19 protein-coding genes are annotated in these 16038 nt (G+C 60.7%); 10 read left to right on the top strand and 9 right to left on the bottom strand.

Going from position 1 to position 16038, the window contains the following annotated elements; translation table 11 throughout:
- The first annotated feature begins 84 nt into the window (after window positions 1-84).
- From CWC48_RS10410 to CWC48_RS10395, 4 genes are all read left to right on the top strand, one after another.
- Window positions 85-1044 (top strand): 2-dehydro-3-deoxygalactonokinase, encoded by a 960-nt coding sequence (locus CWC48_RS10410; RefSeq protein WP_100491825.1) that lies wholly within the window; start codon window positions 85-87, stop codon window positions 1042-1044.
- A 1-nt stretch (window position 1045) separates the two neighbouring features.
- Window positions 1046-1666: a 2-dehydro-3-deoxy-6-phosphogalactonate aldolase gene (locus CWC48_RS10405; protein WP_100491824.1), complete on the top strand. Its 621-nt coding sequence runs from the start codon at window positions 1046-1048 to the stop codon at window positions 1664-1666.
- A 47-nt stretch (window positions 1667-1713) separates the two neighbouring features.
- The gene (dgoD, locus tag CWC48_RS10400) at window positions 1714-2862 is read left to right on the top strand and encodes a galactonate dehydratase (protein WP_003170741.1); all 1149 of its coding nucleotides are present in this window, start codon (window positions 1714-1716) and stop codon (window positions 2860-2862) included.
- A gap of 177 nt (window positions 2863-3039) precedes the next feature.
- Entirely contained in the window at window positions 3040-4344 is a 1305-nt protein-coding gene (locus CWC48_RS10395) for an MFS transporter (RefSeq protein WP_100491823.1), read from the top strand.
- Window positions 4345-4382: 38 nt separating this feature from the next.
- Here the strand turns inward: CWC48_RS10395 and CWC48_RS10390 are convergent, their stop codons facing one another.
- From CWC48_RS10390 to trpB, 4 genes are all read right to left on the bottom strand, one after another.
- The gene (locus CWC48_RS10390) at window positions 4383-6041 is read right to left on the bottom strand and encodes a BBE domain-containing protein (RefSeq protein ID WP_100491822.1); all 1659 of its coding nucleotides are present in this window, start codon (window positions 6039-6041) and stop codon (window positions 4383-4385) included.
- 172 nt (window positions 6042-6213) lie between these two features.
- The gene (locus CWC48_RS10385) at window positions 6214-6654 is read right to left on the bottom strand and encodes an anti-virulence regulator CigR family protein (protein ID WP_100491821.1); all 441 of its coding nucleotides are present in this window, start codon (window positions 6652-6654) and stop codon (window positions 6214-6216) included.
- A 136-nt stretch (window positions 6655-6790) separates the two neighbouring features.
- Window positions 6791-7600 (bottom strand): tryptophan synthase subunit alpha, encoded by an 810-nt coding sequence (trpA, locus tag CWC48_RS10380; protein ID WP_100491820.1) that lies wholly within the window; start codon window positions 7598-7600, stop codon window positions 6791-6793.
- Complete coding sequence (gene trpB, locus CWC48_RS10375; RefSeq protein ID WP_078046223.1) at window positions 7600-8826, bottom strand: tryptophan synthase subunit beta; 1227 nt, start codon at window positions 8824-8826, stop codon at window positions 7600-7602. Before trpB ends, trpA begins: the two co-directional genes overlap by 1 nt.
- A gap of 110 nt (window positions 8827-8936) precedes the next feature.
- On the opposite strand from trpB, the gene CWC48_RS10370 reads away from it, so the two are divergent.
- On the top strand, window positions 8937-9836 hold the full coding sequence (locus CWC48_RS10370; protein WP_078046224.1) for a LysR family transcriptional regulator: 900 nt from the start codon (window positions 8937-8939) through the stop codon (window positions 9834-9836).
- Window positions 9837-9841: 5 nt separating this feature from the next.
- Here CWC48_RS10370 and CWC48_RS10365 read toward each other — a convergent pair whose 3' ends face one another.
- Window positions 9842-10168, bottom strand: a complete 327-nt coding sequence (locus CWC48_RS10365; protein ID WP_003170746.1) for a YqjD family protein — start codon at window positions 10166-10168, stop codon at window positions 9842-9844.
- A 156-nt stretch (window positions 10169-10324) separates the two neighbouring features.
- Here CWC48_RS10365 and CWC48_RS10360 point away from each other — a divergent pair, with 156 nt between their 5' ends.
- On the top strand, window positions 10325-10540 hold the full coding sequence (locus CWC48_RS10360) for a dodecin (RefSeq protein ID WP_003187305.1): 216 nt from the start codon (window positions 10325-10327) through the stop codon (window positions 10538-10540).
- A gap of 115 nt (window positions 10541-10655) precedes the next feature.
- Window positions 10656-10883 carry a DUF1161 domain-containing protein gene (locus CWC48_RS10355; RefSeq protein WP_078046225.1) on the top strand — a complete coding sequence of 76 codons (228 nt, stop codon included), beginning with the start codon at window positions 10656-10658 and terminating at the stop codon, window positions 10881-10883.
- Window positions 10884-10944: 61 nt separating this feature from the next.
- Here the strand turns inward: CWC48_RS10355 and CWC48_RS10350 are convergent, their stop codons facing one another.
- A complete protein-coding gene (locus CWC48_RS10350; protein ID WP_099493303.1) occupies window positions 10945-11946 on the bottom strand; it encodes an LLM class flavin-dependent oxidoreductase in 1002 nt (333 codons plus the stop codon).
- 217 nt (window positions 11947-12163) lie between these two features.
- Here CWC48_RS10350 and CWC48_RS10345 point away from each other — a divergent pair, with 217 nt between their 5' ends.
- Both CWC48_RS10345 and CWC48_RS10340 read left to right on the top strand, forming a co-directional pair.
- Window positions 12164-12595, top strand: a complete 432-nt coding sequence (locus tag CWC48_RS10345; RefSeq protein WP_010207768.1) for an OsmC family protein — start codon at window positions 12164-12166, stop codon at window positions 12593-12595.
- Window positions 12596-12832: 237 nt separating this feature from the next.
- The gene (locus tag CWC48_RS10340) at window positions 12833-13072 is read left to right on the top strand and encodes a DUF1161 domain-containing protein (protein ID WP_010207769.1); all 240 of its coding nucleotides are present in this window, start codon (window positions 12833-12835) and stop codon (window positions 13070-13072) included.
- On the opposite strand, the gene CWC48_RS10335 is transcribed toward CWC48_RS10340, so the two are convergent.
- On the bottom strand, window positions 13073-13495 hold the full coding sequence (locus CWC48_RS10335) for a hypothetical protein (RefSeq protein ID WP_078046227.1): 423 nt from the start codon (window positions 13493-13495) through the stop codon (window positions 13073-13075).
- A 142-nt stretch (window positions 13496-13637) separates the two neighbouring features.
- Here CWC48_RS10335 and CWC48_RS10330 point away from each other — a divergent pair, with 142 nt between their 5' ends.
- Complete coding sequence (locus CWC48_RS10330) at window positions 13638-14681, top strand: aminopeptidase (RefSeq protein WP_100491819.1); 1044 nt, start codon at window positions 13638-13640, stop codon at window positions 14679-14681.
- Window positions 14682-14774: 93 nt separating this feature from the next.
- Here CWC48_RS10330 and CWC48_RS10325 read toward each other — a convergent pair whose 3' ends face one another.
- Entirely contained in the window at window positions 14775-15434 is a 660-nt protein-coding gene (locus CWC48_RS10325) for an HAD family hydrolase (RefSeq protein ID WP_078046229.1), read from the bottom strand.
- Window positions 15431-15973 (bottom strand): gamma carbonic anhydrase family protein, encoded by a 543-nt coding sequence (locus tag CWC48_RS10320; RefSeq protein WP_016978759.1) that lies wholly within the window; start codon window positions 15971-15973, stop codon window positions 15431-15433. The genes CWC48_RS10325 and CWC48_RS10320 overlap by 4 nt, the downstream gene beginning before the upstream one ends.
- Between the last annotated feature and the right edge of the window lie 65 nt (window positions 15974-16038).

Below are 16038 nucleotides of genomic sequence, written 5' to 3'. Positions count from 1 at the left end.
AATATGGGATCAATATTTATATATTGAGACTTTCTCGCCCATAGGTTTATATTCGCTGCATCCGCTCAGAACTCAGGTGAAGCGATGCAGGCGCAATTGATCGCGCTCGATTGGGGGACCAGCTCCCTTCGTGCTTATAAACTCGGCCACGCAGGCGTGGTGCTCGAACAGCGCTCGCTGGGGTGGGGCATCATGCATTTGCCCAGCGAGCCGCGGGACATCGCCGGCGTGCGCTGCAGCGATGGCTTCGAGTTGGCGTTCGATGCGGCCTGCGGCGATTGGCTCGACGCCGCGCCAAACCTGCCGGTGATCGCCTGCGGCATGGTCGGCAGCGCCCAGGGCTGGAGCGAAGCGGCCTATCGCAACACCCCGGTCGACGTGGCGAGCCTGGGCCAGGCCCTGCACCGCGTGCGCAGTTTGCGTGGGGTCGATGTGAATATCGTGCCGGGCGTGATTGAGCACGTTGGCTTGCCCAACGTGATGCGCGGCGAAGAAACCCAAGTATTGGGCGTGCTGCAAGGGCTGGGCGCGGATGGGTTGATCGGCCTGCCCGGCAGCCATTCCAAGTGGGTCGAGGTGGCCGAGGGCTGCATCACCCACTTCGACACCTTCATGACCGGCGAGCTGTTCGCGGTGCTGAGCAAGCACAGCATCCTCGGGCGCACCCAGCAACCCAGCGAACGATTCCAGGCCGACGCCTTTGACCGAGGCGTGCAGGTGGCGCTGTCAGAGGACGGCCAGCGCGGTGTGCTGTCGACCCTGTTCAGCGCACGCACCCTGGGACTCACCGGGGAACTCGCTCCTGACCAGCAGCCCGATTACCTCTCGGGCTTGCTCATCGGCCATGAACTCGCCGGCTTGCCCGACAGCGCAAAACACCAGCCGATCGTCCTGGTCGGCGCCGCTCCCCTCTGCGCCCGCTATCAACGCGCCCTCGCCCTTTGCGGCTTTGCCCACGTCAGCCTGGCACAAGAAGCCACCGAGCGTGGCCTGTGGCAACTGGCCGTAGCGGCCGGGCTCACTCAACCTGTATCGGAAGCCTGACATGCTCAAGCAAGCGCTCGCACAAAACGGTTTGATCGCCATTCTGCGTGGCATTCGCCCGGACGAGGCCCACGCCGTCGGCCAGGTGCTGTACCAGGCCGGGTTTCGTGTAATCGAAGTCCCGCTCAATTCGCCTGACCCTTACACCAGCATCCGCACCCTGCGCGACAGCCTGCCCGCCGATTGCCTGATCGGTGCCGGTACGGTGTTGACGCCTGAGCAAGTCGAGCAGGTGAAGGCAGCCGGTGGTCAGGTAATCGTAATGCCTCACAGCGATGCCAAGGTGTTGCGCGCCGCCAAAGCCGCAGGCCTGTTCCTGTCGCCGGGTGTGGCGACGCCAACCGAAGCCTTCGCCGCACTGGCCGAAGGCGCCGACGTTTTGAAGCTCTTCCCGGCCGAGCAGATGGGCCCGGCGGTGATCAAGGCGTGGCTGGCGGTATTGCCGGCAGGCACTTTGCTGCTGCCGGTGGGTGGCATTACCCCGGACAACATGCAGGTGTTCACCGACGCCGGCGCCAAAGGTTTCGGGCTGGGTTCCGGGTTGTTCAAACCGGGTATGACCGTGGATCAGGTAGCGAGCCGCGCCCAGGCTTATGTCGCCGCCTGGAAAGCCCTGAGCTGACATCAAGTTTCGCGCCCCTGGCGCTGCATCTATAAGAGAGACAAGAGATGAAAATCACCAAACTGACGACCTTTATCGTCCCGCCGCGCTGGTGCTTCCTCAAGGTCGAGACCGACCAGGGCGTGACCGGCTGGGGTGAGCCCGTGGTCGAAGGCCGCGCTCACACCGTGGCGGCTGCCGTTGAAGAACTGTCCGATTACCTGATCGGCAAAGACCCACGCAATATCGAAGACATCTGGACCGTGCTCTATCGCGGCGGCTTTTATCGCGGCGGCGCCGTGCACATGAGCGCCCTCGCTGGTATCGACCAGGCGTTGTGGGACATCAAGGGCAAGGCCCTCGGTGTTTCCGTCAGCGACTTGCTCGGTGGCCAGGTGCGCGACAAGATCCGCGTGTACTCATGGATCGGCGGCGACCGCCCCGCAGACACCGCCCGCGCCGCCAAAGAGGCCGTAGCCCGAGGCTTCACGGCGGTAAAAATGAACGGCACCGAAGAGCTGCAGTTCGTCGACAGCTTCGAAAAGGTCGACCTGGCCCTGGCCAACGTCGCCGCCGTGCGTGATGCGGTCGGACCCAACGTCGGCATCGGCGTCGACTTCCATGGCCGCGTGCACAAGCCCATGGCCAAGGTGCTGATGAAGGAGCTGGACCCCTACAAGCTGATGTTTATCGAAGAGCCGGTGCTCAGCGAAAACTACGAAGCGCTCAAGGAACTCGCGCCGCTGACCAGCACCCCGATTGCCCTGGGCGAGCGCCTGTTCTCGCGCTGGGACTTCAAGCGTGTGCTCAGCGAAGGCTATGTCGACATCATCCAGCCCGATGCTTCCCACGCGGGTGGCATCACCGAAACCCGCAAGATCGCCAACATGGCCGAGGCCTATGACGTGGCCCTGGCACTGCACTGCCCGCTGGGTCCGATTGCCCTGGCGGCGTGTTTGCAACTGGATGCGGTCTGCTACAACGCGTTTATCCAGGAGCAAAGCCTGGGCATTCACTATAACGAGAGCAATGACTTGCTCGACTATGTGCGCGATCCGGGCGTGTTCGACTACGACCAAGGCTTCGTGAAGATTCCCAACGGACCGGGCCTGGGCATCGAGATCAACGAAGAATACGTGATCGAACGCGCTGCCATTGGTCACCGCTGGCGCAACCCGATCTGGCGGCATGCCGACGGCAGCTTCGCCGAGTGGTAATAGTCCTCTGAAGGAACGCGGTAAAAAATGTGGGAGCTGGCTTGCCTGCGAAGGCGGTGGGTCAGCTTGCATCGCTGGCACTGATACACGGTCTTCGCAGGCAAGCCAGCTCCCACATTTAGATCCGGTTCCTTCAGTAAGACTTGTCCTCAACAAACATAAGAAGAGGCACCCCCCATGCACCCTGAATCCTTCACCGGGCAGGCATCTTTAGTCACGCCTACCAGAAAGCGTTTCTTCATCATGGTGCTGCTGTTTATCACCGTGGTGATCAACTACCTCGACCGCAGCAACCTGTCCATCGCCGCCCCGGCACTGACCAGCGAACTGGGCATCGACTCAGTGCACGTCGGGCTGATTTTCTCCGCGTTCGGCTGGACCTACGCCGCCATGCAGATCCCCGGCGGCTGGCTGGTTGATCGCGTGCCGCCGCGCATTCTCTATACCGTCGCACTGATCTTGTGGTCCATCGCCACCGTGATGCTCGGCTTCGCTGCCAGCTTTATTGCGTTGTTCGTGCTGCGCATGGCGGTGGGGGCCCTGGAAGCCCCGGCGTATCCGATCAACAGCCGCGTGGTCACCACCTGGTTTCCCGAGCGCGAACGCGCCACGGCGATTGGCTTCTACACCTCCGGGCAGTTTGTCGGGCTGGCATTCCTCACGCCGGTACTGGCTTGGCTGCAACACGCCTTCGGCTGGCACATGGTGTTTGTCGTCACCGGTGGCGTTGGCATCCTGTGGGGGATCATCTGGTACGCGGTGTATCGCGAGCCGAAGGATTTCAAAGGCGCCAACGCCGCTGAAATCGAGCTGATCCGCGAAGGCGGCGGCCTGGTGGACATGCAGGAAAAAACCGCCAAGGCCCCGTTCAGCTGGGTCGACCTGGGGATCGTGCTGAGCAAGCGCAAACTCTGGGGCATCTACCTGGGGCAGTTCTGCTTGAACTCCACGCTGTGGTTTTTCCTGACGTGGTTCCCCACCTACCTGGTGAAATATCGCGGGATGGACTTCATCAAATCCGGCCTGCTGGCATCGTTGCCGTTCCTGGCGGCGTTTGTCGGCGTGCTGTGTTCCGGGATCTTTTCCGACTGGCTGATTCGTCGCGGCGCGTCGGTGGGGTTTGCGCGCAAGTTGCCGATCATTGGCGGGCTGCTGATTTCCACGGCGATCATAGGCGCCAACTATGTTGACTCGACGGCCTGGGTGATTGCGTTCCTGGCGGTGGCGTTCTTTGGCAATGGCCTGGCGTCGATTACCTGGTCGCTGGTGTCGACCCTGGCACCGGCGCGTCTGTTGGGGCTGACCGGTGGGGTGTTCAACTTCATCGGCAACCTGTCGGCGATTGCCACGCCGATTGTGATCGGCTTTTTGGCCAGCGGTGATTCGTTTGCGCCGGCGATTACCTATATCGCGGTGCTGGCCTTGCTCGGGGCGCTTTCCTACGTGTTGCTGGTCGGTAAAGTCGAGCGGATCGAGTTGTAAAAACGGGCGACCTTGCGGTCGCCCTTTTTCATTTCGGCTCAGGGCACCGACATCTCGTTACGGAACACATTCAGCGGGTCCCAGCGCTGCTTGGTGCGGCGCAGGCGGCTTTCAATCATGAGGTCGGGGAAGAAGATCTTGTACCACTGCGGGTTGGGTCCCTTGCTGGGGTCGCCGTCGATAAACAGCATGTCGCGGTCGGGGTAATTGATGTAGCACCCTTCGAACTGGGCATTGACCGGAACGCCGTTGTCATTGGCGAATGCCGCGAAAAACAGTCCCTGGATCCATTGCGCATGGGCTTGATCCGAAGCGCTGCTTTCGTCACGCCAGTAGCATTGTGGTTGCCACTTCAAGTAGGACGAACGCTGTGCAACCGATGATTCCCGCCGCACGGCGGCGCTGGCCTGATTGATTTGCCCACCGAAGGACTGGATCTGGATCAGGCTTTGAGTCAGCCGTTTATCGGGATCGTCCCACGTCAGCGTGTCCCAGATCGCCTGCAGCACAGTGGCGGTGAAAATACCCTTCTGGTAGGCCGACTTATACCGGCCACGCTGGTTGGGCCCTGAGCCGTTGAGTGTCTGCTGGCAATGCAGCCAATCCATTCGACGGGTCGCCGCCAGGGCAGACGCCAGTGAATTGATCGTCGGCCCTGGCGGATTGCTGCGTGGCAGGTGGGTCGTTGGGGAAGGACTCAGGCATTCGGTGGCAGGAATGCCGATTGCATTGAGCATCGACCTGACAAAGTCTTCAAAGGGCGCTTGATCATTCAACTCGCCCTGCTTGTCCACGTAATGAACGTCCATCGTGACGTTGCCAGTGTTCTGATGGCGCATCTCCAGTTTGGTCGCCAGGCCCCAGGTGTCCGGGTTGGCCTGGTTGCGGGCAAACCAGTCCTGATAGGCCGCCAGCAATCTGTCGAGGGCTGGCTTGGTCAGCAGGGACCAGTCCCATTCCAGTACCAGCCACAGCACTTCCTTGGGGGCTTGTGGCAAACGTTCGAAGTAGTAACTGGTGATAATCCCGAACTGCCCGCCGCCTGCGCCGCAGCAGGCGGCGAACAGATCCAGTTCGTCCTGTTGGGCGCTGTTGCGGGCGACATGCACAGGGACCAGGCCGTTGCCCTGGTCGTTCGGCACCAGTATGTCGACGCCGCTCAACCAATCGCACACCAGGCCATCCTTGCGTGACAGCACCCCGTAGCCACCGCCGCAAATATGGCCACCCAGCCCGACCGAATAGCACGAGCCTCCGGGCAGGCTCGTGTTGGCCAGTTTGTACAGCGCCACATAGGCATCCCAGTTCTGGCCGCCCGCTTCCAGGCGGTAGCTGTAGCGATGAGGCGAGGCGGGCACCAGTTGTGAGGCGATCTGCCCCGTGGCGTCGTAGACCACTTGGTTCAGTTGGCTGATATCGATGATCGAGAGCACTTCGTTGGGACTGTCGGGCATCTTGTTCGCGACAAAACCCTCATAGCAGTGGCCACCGCTGCGCACCGTAATCCGGCCATCGGGGATCGCCAACGCCTGGGCGGCGGCGTCGATGATGTCCTGGGGGCTGTAACAGAGATAAATCAAGTTGGCGCCGTTCGACGACGATTCACCCTGCACATTGCCCAGCGGCCAGCGCAGGTTGAAACCTTTTTGCAGCGTTGAATGACGACGGTCCGCAGCGGTAATGAGATCAAATGCCATGATGTACTCCAAAGAGCCAAGAATGACTTCTGATGCGGCTAACTTAACGACCGGGAGGGCAAGGAATGCGGGGCTTGCGCAGGCGGTTAGACGGCAATAGGCATGAAGTGCGTTGAGGGAGGACGCAATGTCCACCCTCAAGCCTAGCGGAAAAGGTGAAGGCGCTGGGGGGTTAGTTGAGTACGCCGTCGAGGATCTCGTAGACGATGCCTGTTCCCACTGCGATCAGCACCACATCCGGCCCCGAACGGCGCCACTCATAACCTGGGTACACCGGCAGGCGTGCGAGGGCGCGGTTGTCGAGGCGTTCGCCGTAGTAACCACGGGGCATCGGCTGGCCGCGCACCAGCCGTACGTTGGGTGGCGGTGGCGCGCCACGTGAAAACTGGCCGTGGTTGTCATGGATGATCTGTCGGACCGGGCCGAAGTCCTCGGGTGGGCCGCCGCGACGGTTGTCCTGCGGGCCGCGATGGTCGTCGCCACGTTGTTCGTGCTGGCCTTGCGGGCCGCCACGGTCGGGGCCGCCTTGGTCATACGGCGCGGCCTGCACCAGGGCACTGGCGCCAAGCACCAGCACGCCAAGGCCTGCAATCACGGATTTAGGCATTTTCATCGGGTATTCCTCGGGGCACACAAGCAAAAAAGGGATTTCGAACGAGGTTCGAAATCCCTTGGTCTTGCTGTTTAGGCCGTGCCCGAGCGGGTTGATTCCTCTGTATCAGGAACTTTACCTACTGCTTACGGGGCCCTTACTTACGCGCGTTACGAACGCCTTCCGACAATGCCGCACACAGGCCCAACACGCCGTCGATGGCTTGCTGGTCATTCTTGGCATTGGCGATATGGTCGATCAGTGCCGAACCTACGACGACACCGTCAGCCAGGCGGGCGATGGCCGCCGCTTGTTCCGGGGTGCGGATACCAAAACCGATACTGATCGGCAGGTCGGTATGGCGACGCAGGCGGGTCACGGCTTCTTCGACGTGCTCCAGGGTTGCGGCGCCAGCACCGGTCACACCGGCTACTGACACGTAGTACACAAAACCGGAGCTGCCATTCAGCACTGTCGGCAAGCGCACATCGTCAGTGGTCGGCGTGGTCAGGCGGATAAAGTCGATGCCAGCGGCCTGGGCCGGGTCGCACAGTTCGCCGTTATGTTCGGGCGGCATGTCGACCACGATCAGGCCGTCGACCCCGGCTTCCTTGGCATCGGCAATAAATGCCGGCACGCCGTATTTGTGAATCGGGTTGAAGTAGCCCATCAGCACCAGCGGCGTGTCGTGGTTGTCCTTGCGGAACTCACGGACCATCTGCAGGGTTTTCAGCAGGTTCTGCTTGGCTTCCAGCGCGCGGATGTTGGCCAGTTGGATGGCCGGGCCGTCCGCCATTGGATCGGTGAAGGGCATGCCCAACTCGATCACGTCGGCGCCAGCGGCTGGCAAGCCCTTGAGGATCGCCAGGGAGGTGTCATAACCCGGGTCGCCGGCGGTGACGAAGGTCACCAGGGCGGCGCGGTTTTGTTCTTTAAGCTGTGCGAAGCGGGTTTGCAGGCGGCTCATCAGTGTTTCTCCTGCTTGGCGGTTTCCATGTGGTGCATCACGGTCTGCATGTCTTTGTCGCCACGGCCAGACAGGTTAACCACCATCAGGTGATCCTTCGGCAGGGTCGGTGCGCGTTTGAACACTTCGGCCAGGGCGTGGGCGCTTTCCAGGGCAGGAATGATGCCTTCCAGGCGGCAGCACTTGTGGAAGGCGTCGAGGGCTTCGTCGTCGGTCACCGAGGTGTATTGGACGCGCCCGATGTCATGCAACCACGCGTGTTCCGGGCCGATGCCGGGGTAATCCAGGCCAGCAGAGATGGAGTGGGCGTCGATGATCTGGCCATCGTCGTCCTGCAGCAGGAAGGTACGGTTGCCGTGCAGTACGCCGGGTACCCCGCCGTTGAGGCTGGCGGCGTGCTTGCCGGTCTCGATGCCGTGGCCGGCGGCTTCCACGCCGATGATCTCGACGCTGGTGTCATCCAGGAATGGGTGGAACAGGCCCATGGCGTTGGAGCCACCGCCGATGCACGCCACCAGGCTGTCCGGCAGGCGGCCTTCCTGGGCTTGCAACTGGTCGCGGGTTTCCTTGCCGATCACGGCTTGGAAGTCGCGCACCATCGCAGGGTACGGGTGCGGGCCGGCCACGGTGCCGATCAGGTAGAAGGTGCTGTCGACGTTGGTCACCCAGTCACGCAGGGCTTCGTTCATCGCGTCTTTCAGGGTGCCGGTGCCGGCCACCACCGGGATCACTTCAGCGCCCAGCAGCTTCATGCGGAACACGTTGGCCTGCTGGCGCTCGATGTCGGTGGTGCCCATGTAGATCACGCATTGCAGGCCGAAGCGTGCAGCCACGGTGGCAGTGGCTACGCCGTGCATGCCGGCGCCGGTCTCGGCGATGATGCGTTTCTTGCCCATGCGCCGGGCCAGCAGGATCTGGCCGATGCAGTTGTTGATCTTGTGCGCGCCGGTGTGGTTCAGCTCTTCGCGCTTGAGGTAGATCTTGGCGCCGCCGCAGAACTCGGTCAGGCGCTCGGCGAAATACAGCGGGCTTGGACGACCGACATAATCGCGTTGGAAGTAGGCCAATTCTTCTTTGAATGCAGGATCTTCCTTGGCCGCTTCGTATTCGCGGGCCAGGTCGAGGATCAACGGCATCAGGGTTTCAGCGACGTAGCGGCCGCCGAACGCGCCAAACAGGCCGTTGGCGTCAGGGCCGTTGCGCAGATCGGTCTGGGACTGAGTCATGGGGCGCTCCAGGAAATAATTCGTGTGAGAGGCAATGACGGCCACTCTACCCCTCACATGCGGTGCTGAAAACCGATAAGATCGCCGAAACCTGTCAGGAAAACTCACAGATGAGCCGAGACCTTCCTCCCCTCAATGCCTTGCGCGCTTTTGAAGCCACCGCGCGGCTGAACAGCGTCAGCCAGGCCGCCGAGCAGTTGCACGTGACCCACGGCGCCGTCAGCCGACAGTTGAAGGTGTTGGAGGAGCACTTGGGGGTGAGTTTGTTCGTCAAGGATGGACGCGGCCTTAAACTCACAGATTCCGGTGTTCGCCTGCGCGATGCCAGTGCCGAAGCGTTCGAGCGGTTGCGGGATGTGTGTGCAGAGCTGACCCAGGCCGGTGCCGATGCACCTTTCGTGCTTGGCTGTTCGGGCAGTTTGCTGGCGCGTTGGTTGATCCCGCGCCTGGGCCGTTTGAACGCGGACCTGCCGGACCTGCGCCTGCACCTGTCGGCGGGTGACGGTGATCTCGATCCTCGCCGTCCAGGACTGGATGCCCTGCTGGTGTTTGCCGAGCCACCCTGGCCCGCCGACATGCAGGTGTATGAATTGGCCAGTGAACGCATCGGCCCGGTGATGAGCCCACGGTTTGCCGGCTACGAGCGCTTGCGCCAGGCACCCGCCCAGGCCTTGTGTGATGAAGCGTTGTTACATACCACGTCTCGCCCGCAAGCCTGGCCCAGTTGGGCGCAGCAACACGGCATCGCGCCCGACGCGTTGAAACACGGCCAGGGGTTCGAGCATTTGTATTATTTGCTGGAGGCAGCGGTAGCAGGATTGGGTGTAGCGATTGCGCCGGAACCGCTGGTGGCAGAGGACCTGCGCGCGGGTCGCCTGGTGGCGCCGTGGGGTTTCAGCAAAACCCCGGCGCACCTGGCGTTGTGGCTACCCAAGCGCGCCGCAGATGGGCGCGCCGGGCAACTGGCGCAGTGGCTCAAGGCTGAGCTGTTGCGCCAGCCTGGCCGGTAAAACTATCAGTCACCGCGTTTGCACAGCAGGTAGGCTGCCAGCAGGCCCAGTGCACCGACAGCGACGCCGGCTGTGGTCCATGGGTGCTCTTGTGCGTAATCGCGGGTTGCAACACCGGTTTCGCGGATTTTGACTTTGCTTTCTTCGTAGGCATCGCTGATCAGATGACGGGAGTGCTTGAGGGCATTCTCGGCATTGCTTTTCAGGGCCTTCAGCGTTTTGCGCGACTCGTCGGACGCATCGTCCTTGAGGCTCTCAAGGGACTTGAGCAGGCTCGAAATCTCGGCTTCCATGCTTTCCAGCGACGCTTTGCGTAAAGAAGTGTTGGCCATGTGGACTCTCCTGAAATGATTGAGTGGCGTGTGTAGATACCGACTGCGGCCGTTTCAGAAAGTGCAGTAAATCTGAACTTTCGGGTAGGAATGGTCGCCAGAAGCAGTACGAACATTGACTGCTACGCTTGCTTAACGACCCTTAGGAGAATTGCCATGAGTGATCATCACACCTACAAGAAAGTCGAATTGGTCGGCTCGTCCGCCACCAGCATTGAAGACGCGATCAACAATGCCTTGGCCGAAGCCAACAAAAGCATCAAGCACCTGGAATGGTTCGAGGTGACTGAAACCCGTGGTCACATCAAGGACGGCAAGGCGGCGCACTTCCAAGTCACCCTCAAAGTGGGGTTCCGTATTGCCAGTAGTTGATCACCTCGGTTGAACTTGCCGACTGGCCGATTGCCATAACCTGCGCTACAACCAATGGGTGCCGACGCCACGCGCGTCGGCACGCTCTATTAGATCAGCGCAAGGAAAGTAACGGATGAAGAAGTTCCTGTTAGCGGTAGGTTTGTTGAGCATTGCAGGCACAGCCCTGGCGGCGGGCAAGCCTTGTGAAGAGCTGAAAAGCGAAATTGCAGCGAAAATCGACGCCAAGGGCGCTTCGGGTTATTCGCTGGAAGTGGTGGAAAAAGGCGCTGCGCCGAGCGATCACACAGTGGTCGGCAGTTGCGAAGGTGGTACCAAGGAAATTGCCTACAAGCGCGGTTAATCCCGTGTTGCAGACATAAAAAACCGACGCAAGTGCGTCGGTTTTTTTTCGCCTGAAGGTTTTAGCCCTTCATCAACTGCGCCAGTAACTCGTAGGAATGAATCCGGTCGGCGTGTTCGTACAGGTCGCAGGTAAAGATCAGCTCATCAGCGCCGGTCTGCTCGATCAGCACTTCCAGTTTGGCGCGGATCTTCGCCGGGCTACCGACCATGGCCAGGCCGAGGAAGCTACCCACTGCGTCTTTTTCATGGGGCAGCCACAGGCCGTCCATGGTTTTGACCGGTGGGCGCTGCACCAGGCTTTGCCCGCGCATCAGCGCCAGAATGCGTTGATACACGGAGGTGGCCAGGTAGTCGGCCTGTTCATCGGTGTCCGCCGCCACCAACGGAATGCCGAGCATCACGTAGGGTTTGTCCAGCACGGCTGATGGCTTGAAGTGGTTGCGGTACACGCGAATTGCCTCATGCATCAGGCGGGGTGCGAAGTGCGAAGCGAAGGCGTAGGGCAAGCCGCGCTCGCCAGCCAGCTGTGCGCTGAACAGACTGGAGCCCAGCAGCCACACGGGCACATTGGTGCCGGTACCCGGTACGGCAATGATCCGTTGATCGGGCGTGCGTGGGCCGAGGTAGGCCATCAACTCGGCGACATCTTCCGGGAATTCATCGGCGCTGCCGGAACGCTCACGGCGCAGGGCGCGGGCGGTCATTTGGTCAGAGCCGGGCGCACGGCCCAGGCCCAGGTCGATACGGCCAGGGTAGAGACTCTCCAGGGTGCCGAACTGCTCGGCGATCACCAGGGGCGCGTGGTTGGGCAGCATCACGCCGCCGGAACCGACGCGAATGGTCGAAGTGCCACCGGCCAGGTATCCCAGCAGCACCGAGGTCGCGGAGCTGGCGATGCCGTCCATATTGTGGTGTTCGGCCACCCAGAAACGGTTGTAGCCGAACTTTTCCACATGTTGGGCCAGGTCCAGGGAATTGCGCAGCGACTGCGCCGGACTGCCATTGGCCCGCACGGGCACCAGGTCGAGGGTCGAGAACTTTACGTCGGACAGCGATTTCATAAGCCTGCTTCTCCAAGGGGGCCGCAGGCTTTATAGACGAACCAAAACCTGCCGCTTCATGTGCATACCTATGCAATGAGGGCATATACCCGAGATTCAATAGCACGCTAGGAAAATTCCTACTGTATTGCTAGGTTTCTCCGACAGGATGAACTTTGCCAGTCCGACTACTCTCAGAACCCTTACTGACGCAAAACCACCGTTCGAGGAGACCGCTATGAGTATCGTGAAAAAAGCATCCGCGCATTGGGAAGGTGACCTGAAGACTGGTCTGGGTTCCATTTCCACGGAAACCGGCGTGCTACGTGAAGCGCCCTACGGCTTCAAGGCGCGTTTCGAGGGTGGCAAGGGCACCAACCCGGAAGAACTGATCGGGGCGGCCCACGCCGGCTGTTTCTCCATGGCCTTCTCCATGATTCTCGGCGATGCCGGGCTCAAGGCTGACAGCATCGACACCCAGGCCGAAGTGACCCTGGACCAGGTCGACGGTGGTTTTGCGATCACCGCCGTGCACTTGATCCTCAAGGCCAAGATTCCGGGCGCAAGCCAGGCGCAGTTCGATGAGTTGAGCAAAAAGGCCAAGGAAGGGTGCCCGGTGTCCAAGGTGTTGAATGCAAAAATCAGCCTGGATGCCACGCTCGTAAACTGACACCGCTAAACCTGTAGCAGCCGGCTTCTGTGGGAGCTGGCTTGCCTGCGAAAGCATCACCTCGGAGTCACTGCGAAGCCGAGGCAACTGCATCGCGGGCAAGCGCGGCTCCCACAGAGGTTCGTTCCGACATTTAGTTATGCGTTAAATCAGAACTCGTGTTTCACCGATGTGGTCCTATAGCCTATGCAGCCTTAGCCGCACACCCGTGCGCAATGCATTTAGGGAGCTTCAAACATGAAACGTTTTGCCTTGGCGATCATCTGCGGTGTATTGGCCACATCGGCTGTGGCCGCACCAAAAGACTGTGAAGAGCTCAGGAAAGAGATCGAGGTCAAGATCCAGGCTAATGCGGTTCCGTCCTACACCCTGGAGATCGTCAGCAAGGAAGAAGCCGACAAGCACGACAGCGCCATGGTTGTCGGCAGCTGTGAGAATGGCACCAAGGCCATCGTCTACCAGAAGAACAACGACTGATCAGATGCAGTTGACGCTGCGTTCCTCCGCGAGCAACTGACGCGCCGAGTCATACAACCGGATATTGGGTGTGAAGGCCAACGAACGCCCTTCCAGCACATAGCGCTGGCCGGCCTGGAAGTGGTCGTATTCCAGGGTCATGAAGCAGGTGCGGTACATCATCTGGCTCAGCCCACCCAAACCGCCACCCGCCGGGACTTCAAAGTCGAAGCGCACCATCAATTCGTGATGGCCGGGCGGAAATTGGAAGAAACGTCCGTCATCCAGGTTCTTGCCGTCCAGACGCTGCGCCATCACCAGCTTGGAGCCCGGCGTTGGCGTGGTGAAATCGACCCAGGCTTGCTGCGGATCCGCCGGTGGAACGGGGGTAGTCGTGCAGGCACTGAGGAACAAGGCGGCGACGGGAAACAAGAGCTGACGCATGGCAGGCACTCGACGAAAGGAGAGAATGGAGCCCGGCGCCGACGGCAGCAGGCTCCCTATGAGTATAAACACGTCATGCCGTGGAAAAATTCCGCGCAGGCACGATAGTCTGGCGAGCAAATTACCCAGGAGTGGTCGGGGCATGGTCAGGCGTTTTCTTCCAGGGTTGATGGTTGTGCTGCTCAGCGGCTGCTCCAGTGTCAGTTACTACGGTCAATTGGCCAGCGGTCAGTGGCAGTTGCTGCGGGCCAGGGAGCCGGTGGCTCAGGTGATTGGCGACCCCTCCCGCCCTGCCTTATTGCGCGAGCACCTGGTGCAATCGCAAAAGGCGCGCACGTTCGCCAGTGAACACCTGCACCTGCCTGACAACCAGAGTTACAGGTTGTACGCCGACATCGGCCGGCCCTATGTGGTCTGGAACGTCTTTGCCACGCAGGAATTTTCCTTATCCCCCGAAACCCATTGCTTCCCCATCGCCGGCTGTGTGGCCTATCGCGGCTATTACAACCAGGGCGCGGCGCGTGGCGAGGCTGCGTTGCTGAAGCAGCAGGGCATGGACGTCTCGATAGGCGGCGTCGAGGCGTATTCCACCTTGGGTTGGTTCAACGACCCGATCATGAATTCAATGATGAACTGGGGCGATGAACGCCTGGCCACGCTGATCTTCCATGAGCTGGCGCACCAGCGTTTCTATGTGAAGGACGACACCGAGTTCAATGAGTCGTTTGCCAATTTCGTCGAGCAGGAAGGTACACGCCAATGGCGCGCTGCGCGGGGGCTGGCGCCTGATAGCTTGTCCACGTCCAAACAGCGTGACCAGTTTATCCAGTTGGTCCTCGATACCCGCCAACGCTTGCAAACGCTCTACGCCCAACCCTTGGCTGAGGATGCGATGCGTCAGGCCAAGGCGGCGCAATTCGAGCGTTTGCGCAGCGATTACCGGCAACTGCGCGACAGCCAATGGGGCGGCGATAAACGTTATGACGCCTGGATCAACCAGCCCATGAACAATGCGCGGCTGTTGCCATTTGGGCTGTACGACCAGTGGGTGCCGGCGTTTGCGGCGTTGTTTGCGCAGGAAGGTGGGGATTGGGTGAGGTTTTATGCGGCGGTGGAACGGTTGGGAGGGTTGCCGGTGGAGCAGCGCAAGGCGGCGTTGAGGCACTTGCAAGGTGGTGGCCTTTAGGGCCATCGCAGGCAAGCCAGCTCCCACAGTTGACCGATTTTCAACATGAGAACGCTTTCAACTGTGGGAGCTGGCTTGCCTGCGATAGCTATTTTAAGGCCGCTGCAAAAATGCCTGGTGCATCTGCGCCAATGTCTCAAAATGCCAAGTCGGCGCCTCGGCATTCAATTCTTCAAAGCTGCCGAACCCATACCCCACCGCTGCCGAATCCAGCCCATTGCTGCGCGCACCGATCAGGTCATGCTTGCGGTCACCAATCATCAGGGTGGTGGCCGGGTCCAGATGCTCTTCGTTGATCAAATGGGCAATCAGCTCGACCTTATTGGTGCGTGTGCCATCCAATTCGCTGCCGTAGATCACCTTGAAGTGCTTGGCGAAATCGAAGTGCCGAGCGATCTCGCGGGCAAATACCCACGGCTTGGACGTCGCCACGTACAGCTGGCGACCTTGGCCGCTCAGGTCTTCCAACAGCGGCATCACGCCGTCGAACACACGGTTTTCATACAGGCCGGTGACCTTGAAGCGCTCGCGATAGAAATTCACCGCTTCCCAGGCCTTGGCCTCGTCAAAGCCGTAGAACTGCATGAAGGCTTGCAGCAAGGGTGGGCCGATGAAGTGTTCCAGCTTGGTCAGGTCCGGCTCATCAATGCCGAGTTTGCCGAGGGCGTACTGGATCGAGCGGGTGATGCCTTCGCGCGGGTCGGTGAGGGTGCCGTCCAGGTCGAACAGCACGGTTTGGTAGTGCAGGGTCATCGGTCGAATCCTTCAGCCAGGTGCAGGTCTTTGAGCTTCACGTAGTTCGCGGCGCTGTAGGTGAAAAAGGCGCGCTCCTTGTCAGTCAGTGGGCGGATTTGTTTAACCGGGCTGCCCACGTACAAGAAGCCGCTTTCGAGTTTCTTGCCTGGCGGCACCAGGCTGCCAGCGCCGATGATCACGTCGTCTTCCACCACGGCGCCGTCCATCACGATGCTGCCCATGCCGATCAGGATGCGGTTGCCCACGGTGCAGCCATGCAGCATGACTTTGTGGGCGATGGTCACGTCGTCGCCGATCAACAGCGGGAAGCCGTCCGGGTTAAAGGGACCGGCGTGGGTGATGTGCAGCACGCAGCCGTCCTGCACGCTGGTGCGCGCACCGATGCGGATGCGGTGCATGTCGCCGCGGATCACGGTCAGCGGCCAGACCGAGCTGTCGGCGCCGATTTCGACGTCGCCGATCACCACCGCCGAGATATCGACAAAAGCCCCGGCGCCCAGGGCTGGCGTGTGGTTCTGATAGGTGCGAAGGGTCACGATAGCCTCTCTCTCTTCTGCTGATAGCTGCGGTGGACGTTGATTGTAATTAAGATGGCCCCATC

Origin of the sequence: Pseudomonas sp. S10E 269 (genome assembly GCF_002798465.1) — a bacterium.
Taxonomy (GTDB): domain Bacteria; phylum Pseudomonadota; class Gammaproteobacteria; order Pseudomonadales; family Pseudomonadaceae; genus Aquipseudomonas; species Aquipseudomonas pergaminensis.
Note: the sequence above shows the minus strand (reverse complement) of the source record. Positions and strands in the feature narration are given on the sequence as shown.